The sequence below is a fragment of the Leptospira barantonii genome (assembly GCF_002811925.1).
Classification (GTDB): Bacteria; Spirochaetota; Leptospiria; order Leptospirales; family Leptospiraceae; genus Leptospira; species Leptospira barantonii.
The window spans coordinates 154,329-170,985 of record NZ_NPDS01000001.1 but is presented as its reverse complement, the minus strand read 5'-3'; the positions used below and the strand labels follow the sequence as shown (position 1 = coordinate 170,985).

The 16,657-nt window shown below is 43.8% G+C and carries 16 protein-coding genes; all 16 read right to left on the bottom strand.

Annotated elements, in window-relative coordinates; translation table 11 throughout:
• Window positions 1–14: 14 nt before the first annotated feature.
• Window positions 15–917, bottom strand: coding sequence for a M48 family metallopeptidase (locus CH367_RS00775; protein ID WP_100760618.1), 903 nt, complete (start codon window positions 915–917; stop codon window positions 15–17).
• Window positions 918–4,739 carry a DUF2339 domain-containing protein gene (locus CH367_RS00770; RefSeq protein WP_100760617.1) on the bottom strand — a complete coding sequence of 1,274 codons (3,822 nt, stop codon included), beginning with the start codon at window positions 4,737–4,739 and terminating at the stop codon, window positions 918–920. It abuts the gene before it with no gap.
• Between the two features lie 45 nt (window positions 4,740–4,784).
• Window positions 4,785–5,384, bottom strand: a complete 600-nt coding sequence (locus tag CH367_RS00765; protein ID WP_100760616.1) for a hypothetical protein — start codon at window positions 5,382–5,384, stop codon at window positions 4,785–4,787.
• Between the two features lie 165 nt (window positions 5,385–5,549).
• The gene (locus tag CH367_RS00760; RefSeq protein WP_100760615.1) at window positions 5,550–6,113 is read right to left on the bottom strand and encodes a YceI family protein; all 564 of its coding nucleotides are present in this window, start codon (window positions 6,111–6,113) and stop codon (window positions 5,550–5,552) included.
• 15 nt (window positions 6,114–6,128) lie between these two features.
• Complete coding sequence (locus CH367_RS00755; protein WP_100760614.1) at window positions 6,129–6,872, bottom strand: hypothetical protein; 744 nt, start codon at window positions 6,870–6,872, stop codon at window positions 6,129–6,131.
• Between the two features lie 73 nt (window positions 6,873–6,945).
• The gene (locus tag CH367_RS00750; RefSeq protein ID WP_100760613.1) at window positions 6,946–9,924 is read right to left on the bottom strand and encodes a PP2C family protein-serine/threonine phosphatase; all 2,979 of its coding nucleotides are present in this window, start codon (window positions 9,922–9,924) and stop codon (window positions 6,946–6,948) included.
• Window positions 9,917–10,348, bottom strand: a complete 432-nt coding sequence (locus tag CH367_RS00745; protein WP_100760612.1) for an ATP-binding protein — start codon at window positions 10,346–10,348, stop codon at window positions 9,917–9,919. The genes CH367_RS00750 and CH367_RS00745 overlap by 8 nt, the downstream gene beginning before the upstream one ends.
• 19 nt (window positions 10,349–10,367) lie before the next feature.
• Window positions 10,368–10,709: an STAS domain-containing protein gene (locus tag CH367_RS00740; protein WP_100760611.1), complete on the bottom strand. Its 342-nt coding sequence runs from the start codon at window positions 10,707–10,709 to the stop codon at window positions 10,368–10,370.
• Between the two features lies 1 nt (window position 10,710).
• Window positions 10,711–11,634, bottom strand: a complete 924-nt coding sequence (locus CH367_RS00735) for a hypothetical protein (RefSeq protein WP_100760610.1) — start codon at window positions 11,632–11,634, stop codon at window positions 10,711–10,713.
• A gap of 149 nt (window positions 11,635–11,783) precedes the next feature.
• A complete protein-coding gene (locus tag CH367_RS00730; RefSeq protein WP_100760609.1) occupies window positions 11,784–12,143 on the bottom strand; it encodes a VOC family protein in 360 nt (119 codons plus the stop codon).
• A 1-nt stretch (window position 12,144) separates the two neighbouring features.
• The gene (locus CH367_RS00725) at window positions 12,145–12,450 is read right to left on the bottom strand and encodes a hypothetical protein (RefSeq protein ID WP_100760608.1); all 306 of its coding nucleotides are present in this window, start codon (window positions 12,448–12,450) and stop codon (window positions 12,145–12,147) included.
• A gap of 14 nt (window positions 12,451–12,464) precedes the next feature.
• Window positions 12,465–12,998, bottom strand: coding sequence for an RNA polymerase sigma factor (locus CH367_RS00720; RefSeq protein WP_100760607.1), 534 nt, complete (start codon window positions 12,996–12,998; stop codon window positions 12,465–12,467).
• Between the two features lie 283 nt (window positions 12,999–13,281).
• Window positions 13,282–14,241 (bottom strand): NAD-dependent epimerase/dehydratase family protein, encoded by a 960-nt coding sequence (locus CH367_RS00715; RefSeq protein WP_100760606.1) that lies wholly within the window; start codon window positions 14,239–14,241, stop codon window positions 13,282–13,284.
• A gap of 128 nt (window positions 14,242–14,369) precedes the next feature.
• Window positions 14,370–14,948: a TetR/AcrR family transcriptional regulator gene (locus CH367_RS00710; RefSeq protein WP_100760605.1), complete on the bottom strand. Its 579-nt coding sequence runs from the start codon at window positions 14,946–14,948 to the stop codon at window positions 14,370–14,372.
• Window positions 14,949–15,184: 236 nt separating this feature from the next.
• Entirely contained in the window at window positions 15,185–15,724 is a 540-nt protein-coding gene (locus tag CH367_RS00705) for a DUF1564 domain-containing protein (protein WP_100761292.1), read from the bottom strand.
• A 172-nt stretch (window positions 15,725–15,896) separates the two neighbouring features.
• Window positions 15,897–16,520 carry an FMN-binding negative transcriptional regulator gene (locus tag CH367_RS00700; RefSeq protein WP_100760604.1) on the bottom strand — a complete coding sequence of 208 codons (624 nt, stop codon included), beginning with the start codon at window positions 16,518–16,520 and terminating at the stop codon, window positions 15,897–15,899.
• Between the last annotated feature and the right edge of the window lie 137 nt (window positions 16,521–16,657).

The following is a 16,657-nucleotide window of genomic DNA, read 5'->3' as shown; positions in this document are numbered from 1 at the left end:
TTTTTATGAAACGATTAGGACTTTCTGCCTTCGACCCATTCTTCGTCGTAGTCCTGTTTTTCGAAAGTGGTTCGTGTTTTTAAATTCTTCGCACCCTTATATCTTCTTTCTTCCGCGTGTTCGCTCCACCAATGATCGGCCTTTTCTGAAAATTTTTCCCTTCTCAAATCCATATGCGGATGCGACTGAAAATACTCGCTCAGAACCTTCGCTTTTTTTACTCCGGATTCGGGGGAATATTTTTCCAATCTCAAAAACGCCAAACCTACACCGCTCGGATCGTATGTGGTATTCAGAATGAGATCGAACGCATATTCGTCCGCCTCGTCTTCCTGTGTTTTGTTATACGAATGTCTCGTCATCAATTGAAACGCGAAGTCCGCGAGTTTGCCTAACGTATCCGTTCCGATTTTGGCCGCCAAAAGTTCGAAACGAACTCCGTCCATACAATGCGATTTTTCTATATGACCGATCTCGTGTGCGAGCACCGCGGCCAACTCATGTTCGGATTTCAAAGTAGACAACAAACCTCTCGTAACGAAGATCACACCGCCCGGCAACGCGAACGCGTTCGGAGATTCTTCCTCCATGATATAAACCGTATAATCGAAAGGTTTTTGTTTGTAAGAAGTTAAGGTCGTTATCAACTGATTTAGATAAACGTAATCCTTGTCTTTCGGGTCCTGCATTTCGGAGAATCTTTCGCGGATCGCGTCCCCGTATTCCTTTTCATCCAATGAATCCACGGACAAAACCTTCGTGAGCGCCCGGTTCATCGTGCGGATCGGTTTTCCCAATATCTGATAAAAGGGAGCCAACGTGGAATTTCTTTCGGTTTGAATCTGTTCCCGGTATAACATAACCATAAGAACACTTCCAAAAACTATGATCGCCGCAAAAAATATAAGTCGTTTCATTTAAAACCGATCCCGGTATTTATTATAAATCGTATTCATGATAAGCAATATACTTCCCACTCCCAAAAAGACGACCGCCTTGAGAATCGTTCCCGAAGACGACAAATCGTGGAAGATCAATCTTCCCACACAGAACAACAAAAGCCCCAAGGACAGATAGCGGAACCAGGATTCTTTTAAGAACAATCCGAGTAAAAAGATAAGGAACGCAAGCGTGGACCAGAGTAAGGTGAGAATCGCGCTGGAAAAAGACCAGTATAAGAACAGGAATATTCCTATGAAGAAAGGATAATATACGACTCCGTTTAAATACGTTCCCGTTTTATCCGAGATTCTTTTTAAAAATCCGAGACCGGTAGGAAACGGAATTTCCTCCTTTCCGTAACCGCGATACGCTCTGAAGACGAAAAGGAACAATAACAAAATTGTAAGGACGCCCGGAATCCATTTAGCTTGAGTCCAATGACCGATCGGATTGTCTTCCGTCGATATGATAAAGGTCAGATAAAAACAAGAGGAAAGATGAAACAGAATTCCATACCATCTAAAACGAGCAAGGGTTTGTGTTTTGCGGATTCCTATTTCCAGAACGGCGAGCGCGGCGACGGCGAACGCAACGCTGATCCAGGATTCGTTTACGAGAGAATAAGAGATCAATCCTAAAAACAAAAGACATCCTTCGTTTAACAAAGGATAAACGATCTGCCAGAAACGAACGTTTTCAGTTTCTCTAATATTCGAAGTCGCCCAATACATCCAAACCGCGATTCCCAGAATGGCCGTCCAGTTCGATGCGGACAAAAATCCGAGATAGATATAATAGGATTGTAAATCCACGTAAACGTAATGAACCGTAAACGCGATCAACCCGAGCCAAGACGCACGTTTTAAAAAGTCGGAAAGAATTTCGATCGACAAGGAATCTTTTTTTCTACCGAAGAATTGTCCGACCTCTAAAAACAAAATCGACAACAAGGCCCAGGCCGGTCCGACGATGAGATTCGAAATCGGATTCAAAACGTCCCTCGTATATACGTAAACGCTGAATACGATTCCGAAAATTCCGAGATAACCGGGCAACAGGTTGTAAAATTTTTGAAAGAAACGAAGCGGAGTTTTCCAGATTCCGGCCCATCCGATGAAATAAGTTTCCAGACCTTCGAGGCTTAGTCTCGGAAAGATAAAAAAGATGGAACCGAGCTGAACGAAAACGGAAGCGATCTGAAATCCTCTTTCCCTCCACGCAAATTCGTTTTGATTTGTGAAGATAGTCGATTCTCCTCCGAGAAAAATCTCCAAGTTCGTCCAGATAAAAAAGAAATAAACGTATAACGCGAATCGTTCCGTCTTAAGCGATTTGCTTTTCGATAAAAGAAAAACGATCACCGTTAGGATCGCCATAACGAAGGAAAGGATTCTTCCCGGAGTTTCCGTATAAACTCCGATCATAACGACGAGGATCAACAATTCCCAGAACAAGGGTTGTGCGGATTTCAACCAAGGAACGGAATCGAATTCCTCTTCGGGAAAAAGAATCCAATACAAAAACAAAGAAGCCGCGAGCATTTCGATCCAGAAACGCGCGGGGATTCCGAATAGAATCGAGGCGGATTGAAACTCCACGGTAAAATGTCGGATTAAAAAGATTCCTGTTAATACGAACGATAAAATATAAAAGGAAGGGAAAAGTTTTCCGGCTTGGGAAGAATCCGCATTCTCCCTTTTACGCGTCCACTTTCCGAGTTCAAGATAAACCAGGGAAAGAAGAATCACAAACGGCCCGAACAACAAGGAACCTTTTAGATTCAGGTAATAATAAAACGTAAATACAAGATGAGCCGTAAATCCGAAAATCCCCGGCCAATAGACCGCATCGTCCTTCTTTAGAATATTAGAATTTTTTAAATAAATTAGAAACGGCAAAAGCCACGGGAGCGACAACGCGAGAATTTTTTCAGGCTCTTCAAACTTTCCGAAAGCGATCGATTTCCAAAGGGTCAAAGTCACCAAAGGAGCGAGTAGAAAAACCGTGAATGACAATCTCGTGGAAGAAAGTTTTTGCCTCAACACGAGAATCGCGCTCAACAAGACCGAAGGAATCCAAATCCCGTAACTCTCGTTTGAAAAGAAAAGATAAAACGAAAAAAGTCCCCCGCCTGCGAGAAGACTCATCGCGGTGATGAGCAAGGAAGTGAGCGACAATTCTTCCCGAACGATCGGAAACTTTTTTTCCAAAATTCCGATAAAACCTACGAACGCTAATATTAGAATTCCATAACCTATTTGAGAAGTGAGCGCGGAAGCTTCGATCGTTCCCGGATTTGAAGATTCGAAAAATTGGCGATAGGAAAAAAAGATAAGAGTTCCGAAAACAATCGTAGTGAGCGAAAGGGAAATTCTTTCCAAAAAGCGATTGGCTTCCCGGAAACAAACCCAGGAAAAAATCAAAATCTCAAGAGCCAAGATCGCGAGAATCGCAAGGTTATCCAAACTCCAAAGACGAAGCGAAAATATTCCAAGCATCAACAACGACTGCGAAACCAATCGATCCGTTAAAAAAAGCCAGGAAATTTCTTTCCGTTTCGCTCTCGAAGACAAAAACCAAACAAGCCCTGCGGACAACAAAAGAATAACCGTGCTGACCTTGGTCTTCTGCGAGTAATGGATTAAACTGATTCCGAGATACGACCAGTTGAGTAGATGACTCGCCAAAGGAAAAAGTTCGAATTCCTTTTTTCCGTATAAGGTTTCTCTGTAATGAACCAATAAGGCCCCGCAGAACACCGGAACGATACAAAAAATCGGAAACAAAACTTCGATTCCGACCGGTTTGGTCTCCGCAAAAACCTGACGATTCCAGAATAAATGCGCCGCGAAAAATCCGGTGCTTACTATCAGAAGATGAAGTTGTCTTTTCTCGCGATAATTCCAGATCACCCCGGGCAAACAGATCAAAGCAGTTACGCCTAACGTAAATCCGGTTGCGGGAGGGATCGCGATCGATACGAGAGCGAGAATCGTATGCAAGGATGCGAATGTTTCGTTTTTAGATCGGTAACCCGTGTAAAGATTGGCCGCCAATCCTATACTCAAAACCGCAAGGGCTACGTAAGGATTTTCCAGCCACTTTAGGGTTTCCACATATCCGCTTCCCAACGCCGTAAAAAGAAAAACGGCCGCAGAACTGCTTTTCAAAACGAGGGAAACGTTTTTGAATTCCGGCTTTTTCCCGGACCAAAACGAAAGCCCCCCAAGAACAATCGAAAACCCTAATATTAGAAGACAACGATATACTGCGGAAAGAATAAACAGCGCGTAAATCCCCAGAAAACCGATTCCCGCAACGAGAATGACGGCTCCCAAAATCCCGGTCCAGTTTTCGGAAAGCGGCTTTTCCACCTTCTTCCAAAGTTGAACGAGAAATCCGGGTTCCTTCGGCTCTTGAGGTTCGGGTTTTTGAAAGGCGGCGGTTTCGCGTAACGCAGGTTCCGTGGTCGAAACGGGAACGTCCTGTTTTTTAGATTCTTTGGTTACGGACTTAGCGGAGATCGGAGATTTCGATTCCGTTTTGACGACGATCGTATCGGGTTTCTTTTCTTCTTTGGAAATCGACGACGAAGTTTCTGCGCTTGGAACGATGGGAACAACCGGTTTTACTTCCGCGTATGTTTCCCTTGTGTCCTTGGATTTTTCTTTCGACTGCGGAGATTCGAGCAAACGAATTCTCAGCTTAAGCTCTTCGATTTCCCGTTTGAATCCTCGAGATTGGAAAAAATTATATAAACCGAATAAAAATAATACGAATAGGAAAAATGTCTCCAAGAGCGGCTCCGAAAGAATTACTTTGAATAAACCTTTTTAATTCGATCAATCCGAAATAAAAAAAGGAAGAAGGTTTTTCATCGGAATCGTAGCGTTCGGAAGCCACATCAAAATTCCGATTCCGAAAATGAGAAGGAGCAAAACCAATTTCTTTTTGGAAACCGGAGTTCCGTTTAATTTTTCGGTTCGAACATACCAGAATAAACAACCGAGACTGAATAATAATTCGATCAAAACCGCGATGTGAGGAAAATAATAATACGAATTCAGCGAAACCACCGGAGATTCGGGGCTCAACAACTGATGTTCGAAACCGACGATCAAGTCGCATAATACGTGTAAAACGGTCAGAAACCCGCACCAAAAAGTGAACGAAACGTCCTTGTAAATCGCGTGAATGATCCCCGCGACGATTCCACCTTGAATAAATGCGGGAATCAGGTTGTGACTGTACGTCATGTGCACTTGCAAGTTTTGAAACGTGGCGTCGAACAACGAGGACGGGAAAGCCGGTTCGATTCCTATAAAAGCGAGAAACAGCCAAAGGAATTCGGGAACATTGGCACAAAGAAGAAGAATCCAAAACGGATAACGTTTCAGTTTGGTGTAAGGAATCAGCGCGGAAGCGTAGTGACCTAAAATCATATTTCTTTTTTCGTAACCACGTAATGAATGAGATACATTCCTAAGGCGTAAAAGAAAACAAGAGTAATCAATAACGAAGACATAACTTAAAATCTTTCCTTGCTTAAGAAGTCGAAGCTATCGTATTGATTACGATTTTAGGCGTTTGTCAAGAAATAATTCCTGTTAGATTTTGATGAGAAAGTCGTAACCGATTTCGATTTCTTCCTTCGCTTTGATGAACAAAAGGGAAGGTTTCTCCAATTTGAAATCCGAGAATTTAACGTCCACCTTCCCGAAAACGCGGATCTGCCCCGGATCTTTCGCTTCCACTTTGGCGGATGATTGAAAGTCCTGGGTCAAACCGCGAATCGTCAACTTGCCTCGAACCGTATAAGAATCGCCGGACGCGGGCGCAACCACGGACTCGATGACCGCAACGATTTCCGGAGTATCCGGATAACCTAAGATTTCCATAATATGAGAATCTCTGCTTTCGTCCCCCGAATGAATTTTTAAAATCGGAATTCTGATTTGAAAGGGAGAATTCAGTTTATACCCCGCACCCGACGTTACAATCTGCGGAGCGTTTACCTGCACTTCCTTACAAACTCCGTGCACTTCCTTCATCGGATGAATCGCCAAAAAGGTGATTTCTTTTTTGAGAATCTCGGAAGAATCAATTCCCGAAGTCGAAAACAAAACGAGCGGAAGGAAGGACAAAAAAACGAATCGATTGAAATGTCTCATGTATATTAGAATTCCTTAAAATGTAATTACGAGTAAAGAAAGTGAAAGAGCTCCGAAACCGGCCCAACCGACCTGTTGCATATCTCTCGCGGCTTCGGGTCCGTGTTTTTCGATCCTTTGTCCCAAGGCCGGCAACATCAACATAGCCGCCAAATGAATCGGAATCAACGCCTTATGTGCAAAGATCGGACTGTAAATGTTTACGTCCGAATCCTCCGAGTCCACGATTCTTTTCGGAGCGAAAAAGGCGAGTCCGGCCGTCAATGCGTACATTCCAAAAGTTGCATACGCCAGTTGTTTATGAAAGTCTCCCGAGTTTTTCGCATACCATTCTTCGTTGGACTTTAAAGCGAGATACAAAGGAAGATTGTTGGCCGGATCTTTCAAAAGAAAATACGTAGCCGCTATGCTATTCTGGTTCAAACCTTGAAAGAGAGCGACGTTATAAAGCGGATCGTTATTCGCATATTCAGGATGGGAAAGAAGCAGAACCTTCGCGTATTGATCGGAGGTTCGATACAAACTATCTTTCGCTTTTTCACCTTCCAAGTTCGTAGCCAGCCAGAGACCGAGCGTTATAAAACCGGAAAGTTGATGATACTCCAACGTTTTTCTGCGAGTCGTCAGTTCGTCTTTTGTAATTTTCGCCGATGTGGAATTCGGAGGTGCTTGAACCTGAGGCGCAAGCGGCTGAGCGTTTAACACACTCCAGGCGAAAACATTCGATAACAACAGAATACAAAACCAGTTTCGAATCATAGTCGAATCCTTTTTCTATTTCGATTACCCGAAAGTATAGGCGAAGAATTTACAACTTACAACAAGATTCCGATTATTTTATCCGTTTCATGGCGATCATCGCGATGTCGTCCGAAAGTTCGGAAAAACCTTCGCTTCCGACGCTCTTTCCCGTATAACCGTCCAAATCGTCCACGATGGATTGGATTACCTGAGTAGGAGATTTATGCGAATTTGCTACGAGCATCTGGAAAATTCTTTCCTTACCATACATTACGTTTTGAGGGTTTCTCGCTTCGTCCAAACCGTCCGTGTATTGAAAAAACAAATCACCCGGATCCATCTGAAACGATTTCGGTTCGATCGTCGTTTCGAAAAAAGAATTCTCGTCCATCCCGATCGGTAAACCTCCTCCCGGAAGTTCTCTGAGTTTTTTTTCGGAAGCATCGTATAACAACGGTTTAACGTGACCCGCCGAAGCGTATCTCATCTTGGATGTGTTTCGATCGTAGATTGCTATAAAAAAAGTTACGAAGATATGATCGGGCGTATCGGAATAAAGATATTCGTTCAGCTCGAGAAGAATTTTTCGAAGATCCCTTTCTCCCTTACGAAGAATGGCCCGCACTTGAGAACGGAATAAGGACATCACGATCGCGGGTCCGACCCCGTGATTGGAAACGTCTCCCACACAAAGCGCGACCTCGTTCGGGCTCAATTCAATAAAATCGTAATAATCTCCGCCGACTCCGGCCATCGCCTTGTAAAACGCTCCGAACTCCGCCGCATCGCCTAAGTTGCTCGGAAGTTTTTCGGGCAGAAGTCTTTTCTGAATTTCTTCCGCGGCGAGAAGTTCGCCCTTCATCTCTTCCCTTTCTTTTAAACCGTGTGTCATCCGATTGAGAGAATCGCTGAGAATTCCGATCTCATCGTAACCCGCGGACGGAAATTCCACGTCTAGATTTCCCTTTCCGACTTCTTCGGTTTGAGCGACGATTCGTTTGATTCTTCTCGCGACCATCCAAGCCAAAACATACGCAAGAAGAACCGCAAAACCTCCGATCAATGCCGTATAACGTAGAAGTTCTTCCCGATTCTGACGGATCTTTCTCAAACCTTCGGTGCGATCCAAAACGATCACGTTGTAACCCAGATGATTCTTACGGAGAAGATCGTAACCGAGTCCCTTCGGTTCCTCGCCCACTTCGCTTAACAAAGGAGTCGAATCCAAGATCCACATCCATTCTTCCGCCTCGCTTCTACTTCGGATTAATATCCCCGAATCCAAAATCGGAAGTTTGGATTTGGGAAGTTCCGTTTCGGAATTTCCGGCAAGAATCCATTCCCGAAGAAGAGCGCGCTTCTTTTCGGAAAGTTTTCGTTCTTCCTCGTTTTTCCAATATCTTCTCATCTGATTGGAATCGGAACGATACGGTAAAAACGCGAATTCATCCAGAGCCGCCTCCCGCAAAACGCCGAAAGAATCCGGAGCCTGGAACAAATTCAAGTCGCTCCAATCTTCCTTGTTTGCGTCCATCTTTTCAAAGGTTTCCCGAAGTTCTTCTGCCTTCGCCTCGAGGGAACGGATCTTTTCCTGAATTTCTTCGGGAGAAATTTTGTTCTCGTCCGTTTTTACGGGCATCACCGCTTTCTTTTGCCAAGCGAGAAGTTCCTCGTTCAAGGACTTTAGCTGAGCGCTTAGGGAATTTTTTTCGGATTTCCAATCCTCTTCTCTTTTTTTCCGGGCCTTTTTATAAGGATTCAGTTCTTCTAATTTAGAATCTCTTAATTTTAAAATTTTACGATATTGTGAATAAAGATTTTTGAATTCTCCGTCGGACGCGGGCTTGGCCGTCCCGGACTTTCTGAGTTCGACAAGACGGGCTTTGATCTTTTGAGAAAGTTCTCCCAAATTTAGGGAGAATTCTTTATCCTCTTCGAGATATTCTTTCCAGTCGCCCGGGTTCTCCGCGATTTCGGATGCGATAATTCGAGATCTTTCCGCGGTTCCGGGATTTCTAAAAACGGTTCGATACGAAACCTCGTATTGCCTTCCGCCGACCTCGTAGTTTTCCGGTTCGGAATATTCTCCGTTCGTTTTGAGAACATCCTCGTTTTTAAACAGACCGGATTTTCTTTCTTCGAACTCCTTAAGGCTTAAAAGTTTTTTACCCGTGCCGGAAGATTGCGGAAACAACAAACCGGTGTCCAAGGTTTGTTTGCCCGAAGCGTCGTATGCGAGAATCCGAACCTTGTCCGGCGACAATCCGAGAGAAACGATTTTATCCTTATATGCGCCTTTGAAAAAGGTTTGAAGCGTTTTTATAAGAGCAGTTTCGCCTAACGCGGACTTGTTTTCCGAATCGAGAATTTCCTTAGAAAGGCCTTTGCTTTCTTTGGAAAGTTTTTCCTTTTCGGATAACAGTGTATTCTTTTTTTTGGGATCGATGTCCGAAGCGGAAATCCCGATTTCGATTTCTTTGATTTCTTCTTCGATCTGTTCGATTCGTTCTTGCGAGAATTCGGCGCCGATCCTAGCAGAAGCGGTTTGTTTTGCGAGAATTAACATTTTATCATATAGTTTCGAATCGATCGGCGCCCCGTTTTCTCTACGAAGTTCGCTTTTGACCTTCGTTTCAAACTCGCGAATTTCCTTTTCGGAAAGATAACGCGTAAAATATGTATCCACCGATTTATGATAATAGTTGTGCTTCACGTCCAAACCTAGGGAAGCCCCGAATGATTTTAACGCCCCGAAAAGTCCGCCTTCTTTTTGAAGGACCTTTCTTTTGAATTTGCTGAGTTGTTGTTTCTTTTCCTTAACGCGAATCTTAAACTCTTCGATCAAGATCAGGCTCTGACTCAGATTCTCCAGATCCAGTACGGCCGCGTTCACGTATTCGAGAGGAGCTTTCAATTCCGAGTTCATCTTTTCTTCGAGCGCGGCTTTTTGTTGGCTGTAATAGATCGCGGAGGTCAACGCGAGAATGGAAACGACCAACACCGCCGTAAAAAAAGAAAGTTTGGCCCTTATCCCCGGCAAAAGTGCGCGAAGAAATTTACTTCTAATCATTTTGGATTCTCGTATGAATGAGCGTTAGCCGATTTCGTTCCGGTTTTTTAAGACGTTTGTATCGGATCGTCATGATTTTTTTCAAGGATCTTAAACCGAAACCTCCGTCCGCACCGGTTTCGAAAAGTTCCTTCCAAGTATCGCTTTTTTTCAACGTTGGATCGAATGGAACTCCTTCGTCCGTGATCGTGAATCTCCAAGTATCCTTGTTCTTCCGCATCTTAAGTTCCACGTTAGACGCTCTTTGATCCGGAAACCCGTGTTCAATTACGTTCGTAACCGCCTCGTCCAAGGCGAACACAAGTCTGCCTCGAATCAAATCCCCGCATTCGTTACCTAAAAAATTACGGACCACCTCCCGAACCCCGGAAAGTTCGGAAAGATCGTTCGGGAAAATATGCGTTGTTTCTTTTTTTGAATCCATCGATCGTAGATCGCGCGGATCAGAACGCGGCTAACGCATCCTTTACGGATTCGAAAATTCTTATCTTCTTCGTAAAATACATAAGATCCATCGTATCTCTGACTTCCTTTTTGATGTTCGAGAATACGAGTTCGCCGGACTTTTCCTTTAGGAATTTGAGTATGGAGTTTAGAACTCCGATTCCTGCGGAAGCGATGTAGGAAACTCCAGAGAAGTCGCAGACGATTTGTGTCGCGCCGTTTCCGATGGAGGATTCCAATTTCAGTTTCAAATCGGGCGCGGTTTTTGCGTCGATTTCTCCGTGAATCTGAAGAACCAAAAGATTCCCTTCTTTCTTTTCCTGAATCGTAAGTATCGCCATTTTAAATTCCCTTTTTAATGTCTTTCATCATGTCTTTTTCACGAATGATCGCGTAGAGTTTTCTTTCCAACCCGTCGATTTCGTAATAATATTTCGCGTTCGGATCGCCTTCGAAGATATGCGCGTATTTGCGGATTCCTTGAATCGACTTTCTGGGATTTCCTTCGAGAATTCCTTTTGTGATGAGATAATAGAGTTCGATCGCCAGAGAATCCCTTAAATTCTCCTTAAAAAACAAATCCCTTTTTTCAAGAGCGCCGATCAGATTCTCCACTTCCTGAAGATTGTATTCTTCCGAATCGCTGAATTTTATAATATAAGAAGATAATAATTTTTTACACTTCGGAAGATCGTTCGATTTGGTCGCGGTGAGAATCATATTGTATAAACGATGCACTTCCGTGTCCAAGTATACTTTTTGTCTGTGAGTGTCGAGTTTGACCGGCTCGAGAACGTGTTTCAATTCTTCGGGAGAAAAATTCTTAATCGAATCTTCGAATAACTTTTCACTTTTGGTACGATTGAGTTCTCGAAATTCCGCCAAGGGTTTTTCTATGATCGAAAAAAATTCAAGCGCTTCCTTACTTTCCGCGACCGCTTCGGACTCTTGGATTTTTTCCAGAAAGAAAATACAACTGTCTCCGACCGCCGATAAATTCTCCCCAAGAGAATGAGAAATAAGGCGTTTGCAATTCAATCCGATCGTATGAACATACGCGGGATCGATCGAATCGGCTTGAATCTTGTCGATGATCTTGGCCGAGGTTTGTGCCGAATGGGATTTTTCCTTTTCCAAACCGGCATACATCAACGGATCGATCAGATATTTTCGAAAATTCTTTTTGCCGGACAGGGCAAGAAGCCGAATCGTTTTTATAAATTCCTGAGCGAGAGGAGACGGGATTTTGTTTCTCGAGTTCGACATCGGGGATGAAAAGATGCCGACTGATTTAAGGCAGTTCCGCAAATTGTAAAGTAAAAAGAACCGAATTTGCGAATTTAGAACGGGATTGGAGAAGACATATTTCCGATCCTCGATCGCGGATCGAAACTACGTCCTTTTCGCTTTAATATTTAGCAGATCAACTCTACCAAATACCCGTCCGGATCCTTGAAATAAATCGAACGAACCAAGCCGTGATCCACGATCTCCGAAACCTCCGCTCCTTGCCGCGTTAATTCCTTCGCGGCGCGATCGAAGGAATTGGAATCCACGCGAAAGGCGATATGATCGAGGAGATGTCTTGAAACCGTTTCCTCTCCCGTCTTTAGGCCGGATATCACCAGATGAATATTATCTAATTTTAATGTTTTGACTAAACTCGAATCCTCTTCCTCCAATTTCATTCCGAAAAGATTTCTATAAAAAGAAACGCTCGCTTTCGGATCTTCGGAAGAGATTCCGATCGAGTCCCTGTATTTCAGACTGAACATTTCATTCTTCCTTTTTTTCTCTCGCGTCCAATCTGCGACGCACTCTTTGTTTCCAACGTCTTCCTCTGCCTCGAAATCCTCCGCCTCTGTGCCAACCGAATCCCGGTTTGATGAGAAGGTGAGACAACACAAGAAGACCGCAAGCCTGCCAGTAATCGATCGTAGTCAATCCGAAGATCGCGGGCATCAGCCAGTTCCAAAGTTGCCAAACCAAGGCGCCGATTCCGAAGATGATGATCGGGATAAAAAGAAGTTTCCCGAAAAAGAATCCTCTTCTATGGTGATGATTTGTATATTCGTGTTTCATAATGTGTTTTACCTCTAAAAATTTTCGAGAAATAACGATTTAAGATCCTTAAGTCTTCGATTTAGAAATTCCTTTGCGTAGGTTTTGCGCGCTGAAAGTGTTCCTTCTGGAATTCCGGTTTCGGAAGATATCTCCTGAAACGTTTTTCCTTGGAAAGAATTTTCAACGAACGCGAATTTCTGATCGGCCGGAAGTTCTTCAATCGCAAGAGCCAATTCCTCTAAAAGAACGGACCTGTAGAATTCCTTTTCGGGGTTCGGAGCCGTATCGGGCAGAAAAGAATCGAGTTCGAATTCTTCACCTAACGTAGAAATGCGATACTGATTCGTTTTTCGTTTCCGATACCAATCCTTTACCTTGTTTCGTAAAACCGCATACGTATATGCGATCACGTTTTCGATTTCTCCGGCCGCGTTCATTTCACCGAGAGCCGAAACGAAGGATTCCTGTAGAATATCCTCCGCTTCCTCCGGATCGGCGACGCGGTATCGGATCCAAGCGAGAATCTTTCTTCTCTCCCTTCGATAGAATTGTTCCAATGATGCCAAAGTTCTTTTTTTATTCCTCGGAGTATCAGTCGTTTGCGAGGAAAAATCCCTGGATTTTTTTTCCGGGGATTTTAATTTTTTTTCAAGGTTTTAAAGGAAGATACGTGGGAGTTCCCACAAAGATTTAAAGAAAAATTGGAATTGCATAAAACGCGATTTTTTGATAGAGAAAATTTTTGAAAATTTTTCCCGCCGCCTCTCCACCTCCACCCGATTCAGGGTGGGGCCGAGTTTTCACAGAAGATCGTTTGTCGGAAAAAGAAATGCCGATTGATTACCGATTCTAAAGAACCGGCATTTCCGAAAGTCCCTGACGAACGGTAAGCAAGGGAGAATAACCCAGATCTTTTTTTGCGTTGTCGATTTTGATCGTACAATCCCGGGACATGATACTCGCGCTGAATCGAGTTAAAGGAGGTTCGTTTTTGATTCCGAAAAGTTTCCAAACTCCTTCTATGATTCTCGCTAAAAAACGGGCGAGCCAACCGGGAACGGAACGATTCGGTGCGATCACTTTTTGAGTCGCGAGTAGCGATTCGAGAAAATTACGAAAATTGAATATTTCATCGTCGGTTACGAAATAAGCCTTACCACTTTGTCCTTTCGTCAACGCCAATTCTATGGAATGAACCAAGTTATAAATATGAGTCGTATTCGTTAACGCTTTGCCGCCGTCGATCCATGAAAAATTTCCGTCGGCGATCATCTTTAAGAGAACGGGAAGAACCGTTTTATCGCCGGGCCCCCAGATCAGACGGGGACGAATCGACAATGTTTGCATTTGGGGGGAATTCGCCGTTAACACAAGCTTTTCGGCTTCCGCCTTCGTTTTAGAATATGGAAACGGAGAATTCTTCGGGTAAGGATACGATTCGTCTATGTTGATCATCGGTTGTCCGTAGAAAAGTGCGGCTTCGGTTCCGATAAAGATAAATCGTTTAACGCCCGCTATGCGAGCGGCTTCGAGGAGTTGTGCGGTTCCTTCTACGTTGATTTTCCAAAAATCTTGGAACGGTCCCCATTGTTCCACGTAAGCCGCGCTGTGAACGACTACGTCGATTCCCTTTAATAGATTCGGGTCCACGGAATTGAGTTCGGAACGAACCGGTTCTCCTCCCGCTTTGGATATTACGGAATCGGTTTTTTCGGATCGGGACATCGCCTTAACGCTGTGTTTTTTGGAAAGAATTCTGGTGGCCGCTTCTCCGACAAAGCCGGACGCGCCGGTGATAAAAAGTTTCATTTTCCATTCTCCTGTGGGGTGGATCGTTAGTGGTTCTGGGTGATCAACTAGATAGATCGTTCTACCAAAATATCTATAGAAGTGACCCAGAGTCAATTCATATTCTTAATTTTATCCTTTTTGTCCGCCTAAGCCGGAATCAGAACACTTAGAATGCCTTCCAATTGCGTTCGGACGGCTTCCAGGGGTTCTACGCTTCTATGAGCACGGCAAAGCACGAGCGCCCCTTCTACCGCGGACAATAGAAGAATTGAGACCGGTTCAACCTTACTTTCCTCCATTCCCGATTTTTGTAAAAGGGAACTGATTAAATTCTGCCATTTGAGGTACGTGACCGAACAGACTTTTTGAATTCGATCGTTGTCGGCGGCGACTTCCAAAACCACGGTCGCGATCGGACATCCTCTTTGAAAACCCGATGCGATCAGTTCTTGTGCGAGATGATTTGTGAATTCTTGAAGCGCCCCGTAAAGATCAGGATGATTTTCCACTGCGGCTTGGATTTGTTTTTCAAGACGTTCTCCGGCATTTTGTATGGCGGCGGCGGTTAATTCTTCCTTTCCGTCGGGAAAATGATGATATAAAGAACCGCTTGGAGTTTCACTTAACTTAAGAATATCCTTCAGCCCGGTTCCGTGATACCCTTTCTCTTGGAGAAGACGGCCGGTCGTCCGTATCAATCGTTCTCTGGAGCTGAGTTGTTCCATATCATCCACGATGAGCTTTCGTCGTTTTTTCTGTCAAGGGGAGTTCCGCTTGAGAATTATGTTTGTTCATTCGTTTGTCCGTTTATCTGTTTGTTTAGAATCTTTGTTTGTTTTTTTGCTTCTTCGTTTGTTTGCGTACTCGTTTGCTTATGTGCCTGTTCGCGTTCGCTTGGTAGCTTGCTCGCTTATCTTGTCGGTTTAATTCGCTTTTGTCGGATAAGCTGTTTAAATCCGTTTTAAAAATCGAACCAGTCTCGAGGGTCTAAGACGTAAAAGAGATTGGTTGGTTCGCATTCTAATCTTCGGGTGATTTTGTTGTTTAAGAGGTCGAGGTGGAGAATGTATTTGTAATCCCTGTGGAATGTAGGACCTCCTTCATTCACAGTTCTCACGATAGAATCTCCAACCCCAATCTCATCCAACCACAAAAGATAATTGAACAAGAAACAACGCGAAACCCCATGGACCTGCGCCAAGGTCCCCAAAAAAGCCCAACTCCCCGTGCTCAGACGAACATTCATCCGCACCATATTCCCCCGACCAACACTCGGTTGATAAGAAGTTTTACCCGCCCTCTTACCCAAACGTTTCGTAGACGTTAAATACTTTCCATACACCCGAAGAAGATGTGGAATTCTCTTCGGCAACGTTTTACGATCTTTTTCGCTATATCGCGACAACGTATCTTTCGAAATCAAAAGAGTCACAACTTCGCTTTGATGCTCTTGAAGTCTGGAACTCAGTTCCTGGTCGGAATTTAACAATAAGATTCCCATACCGAAAACGGTTCCGAAACCCGTCTTCAAAAGAATATAAAGGAATCCTAAATTAAAAAAAGTGAAACTATTTTAAAAAAATTTCACAGACAGAACCCCTTCTATAACGACAACCAGGCCAAAACGAAATGTCCTTTGCCGAGAAAGCCGCAACTGCCACGAAACACTCAAATCAAGAATTCTTCCGACTAATATTATCCCTCATCCACCGAGCGATCGTTTTAGAATTATCGTCCGACAACTCCTCAAGTTTTGAAGCAACCCGAGACTGAAGTTCAACGGTTTTATTCTGACTCAACTTGAATTTTCCTTCCAACCGAGTGACTTCGATTTGAAACGCGACAAGGCCCTTGATCGTATTTTTAAAGTAAGAATTCTCGAAGTCCAACTTCCAATCCGGCGAGGGTTCGGTTTCATAAGAAGCCACAAGCTGAGAGATTCTTTCCATAGATTGAACGTCGTCCAGAAAACTCAGATGGCCGGACGCATGAACCGCCGCATAATTCCAAGTCGGAACGGAATTCGGTTCGCCGGTCCAAGTCGGAGAAATATAGCAATGCGCTCCCGAAAAAACGACCAACACGGGACCGCCGATTTTTTTCCAATGTTCGTTGGGACGAGCGAAGTGCCCGAAAAGAAAAAGTTTTCCGGACTCGTTCTTCTCAGGATGAAAAACGAGATGACTCGCTTCCGGAAAAACATCCGAGGCGGACGCAAGAATCCCGAAAGGATTTTCTTGAATAAAGGAGATCAACTTATTTTCGTCCGCTTCTTCGAACGCTTTAGGAACATACATAAATTTCAAACTCCTATATGCAACAATTTGAATAAACTGAACAAATCCAACTAAGGGCTTATGGCAATAAGAATCAACCGCGGCTCCGATTTGAATCCTTTTTTACACGGAAATCAATCGATCCATAAAACGATAAG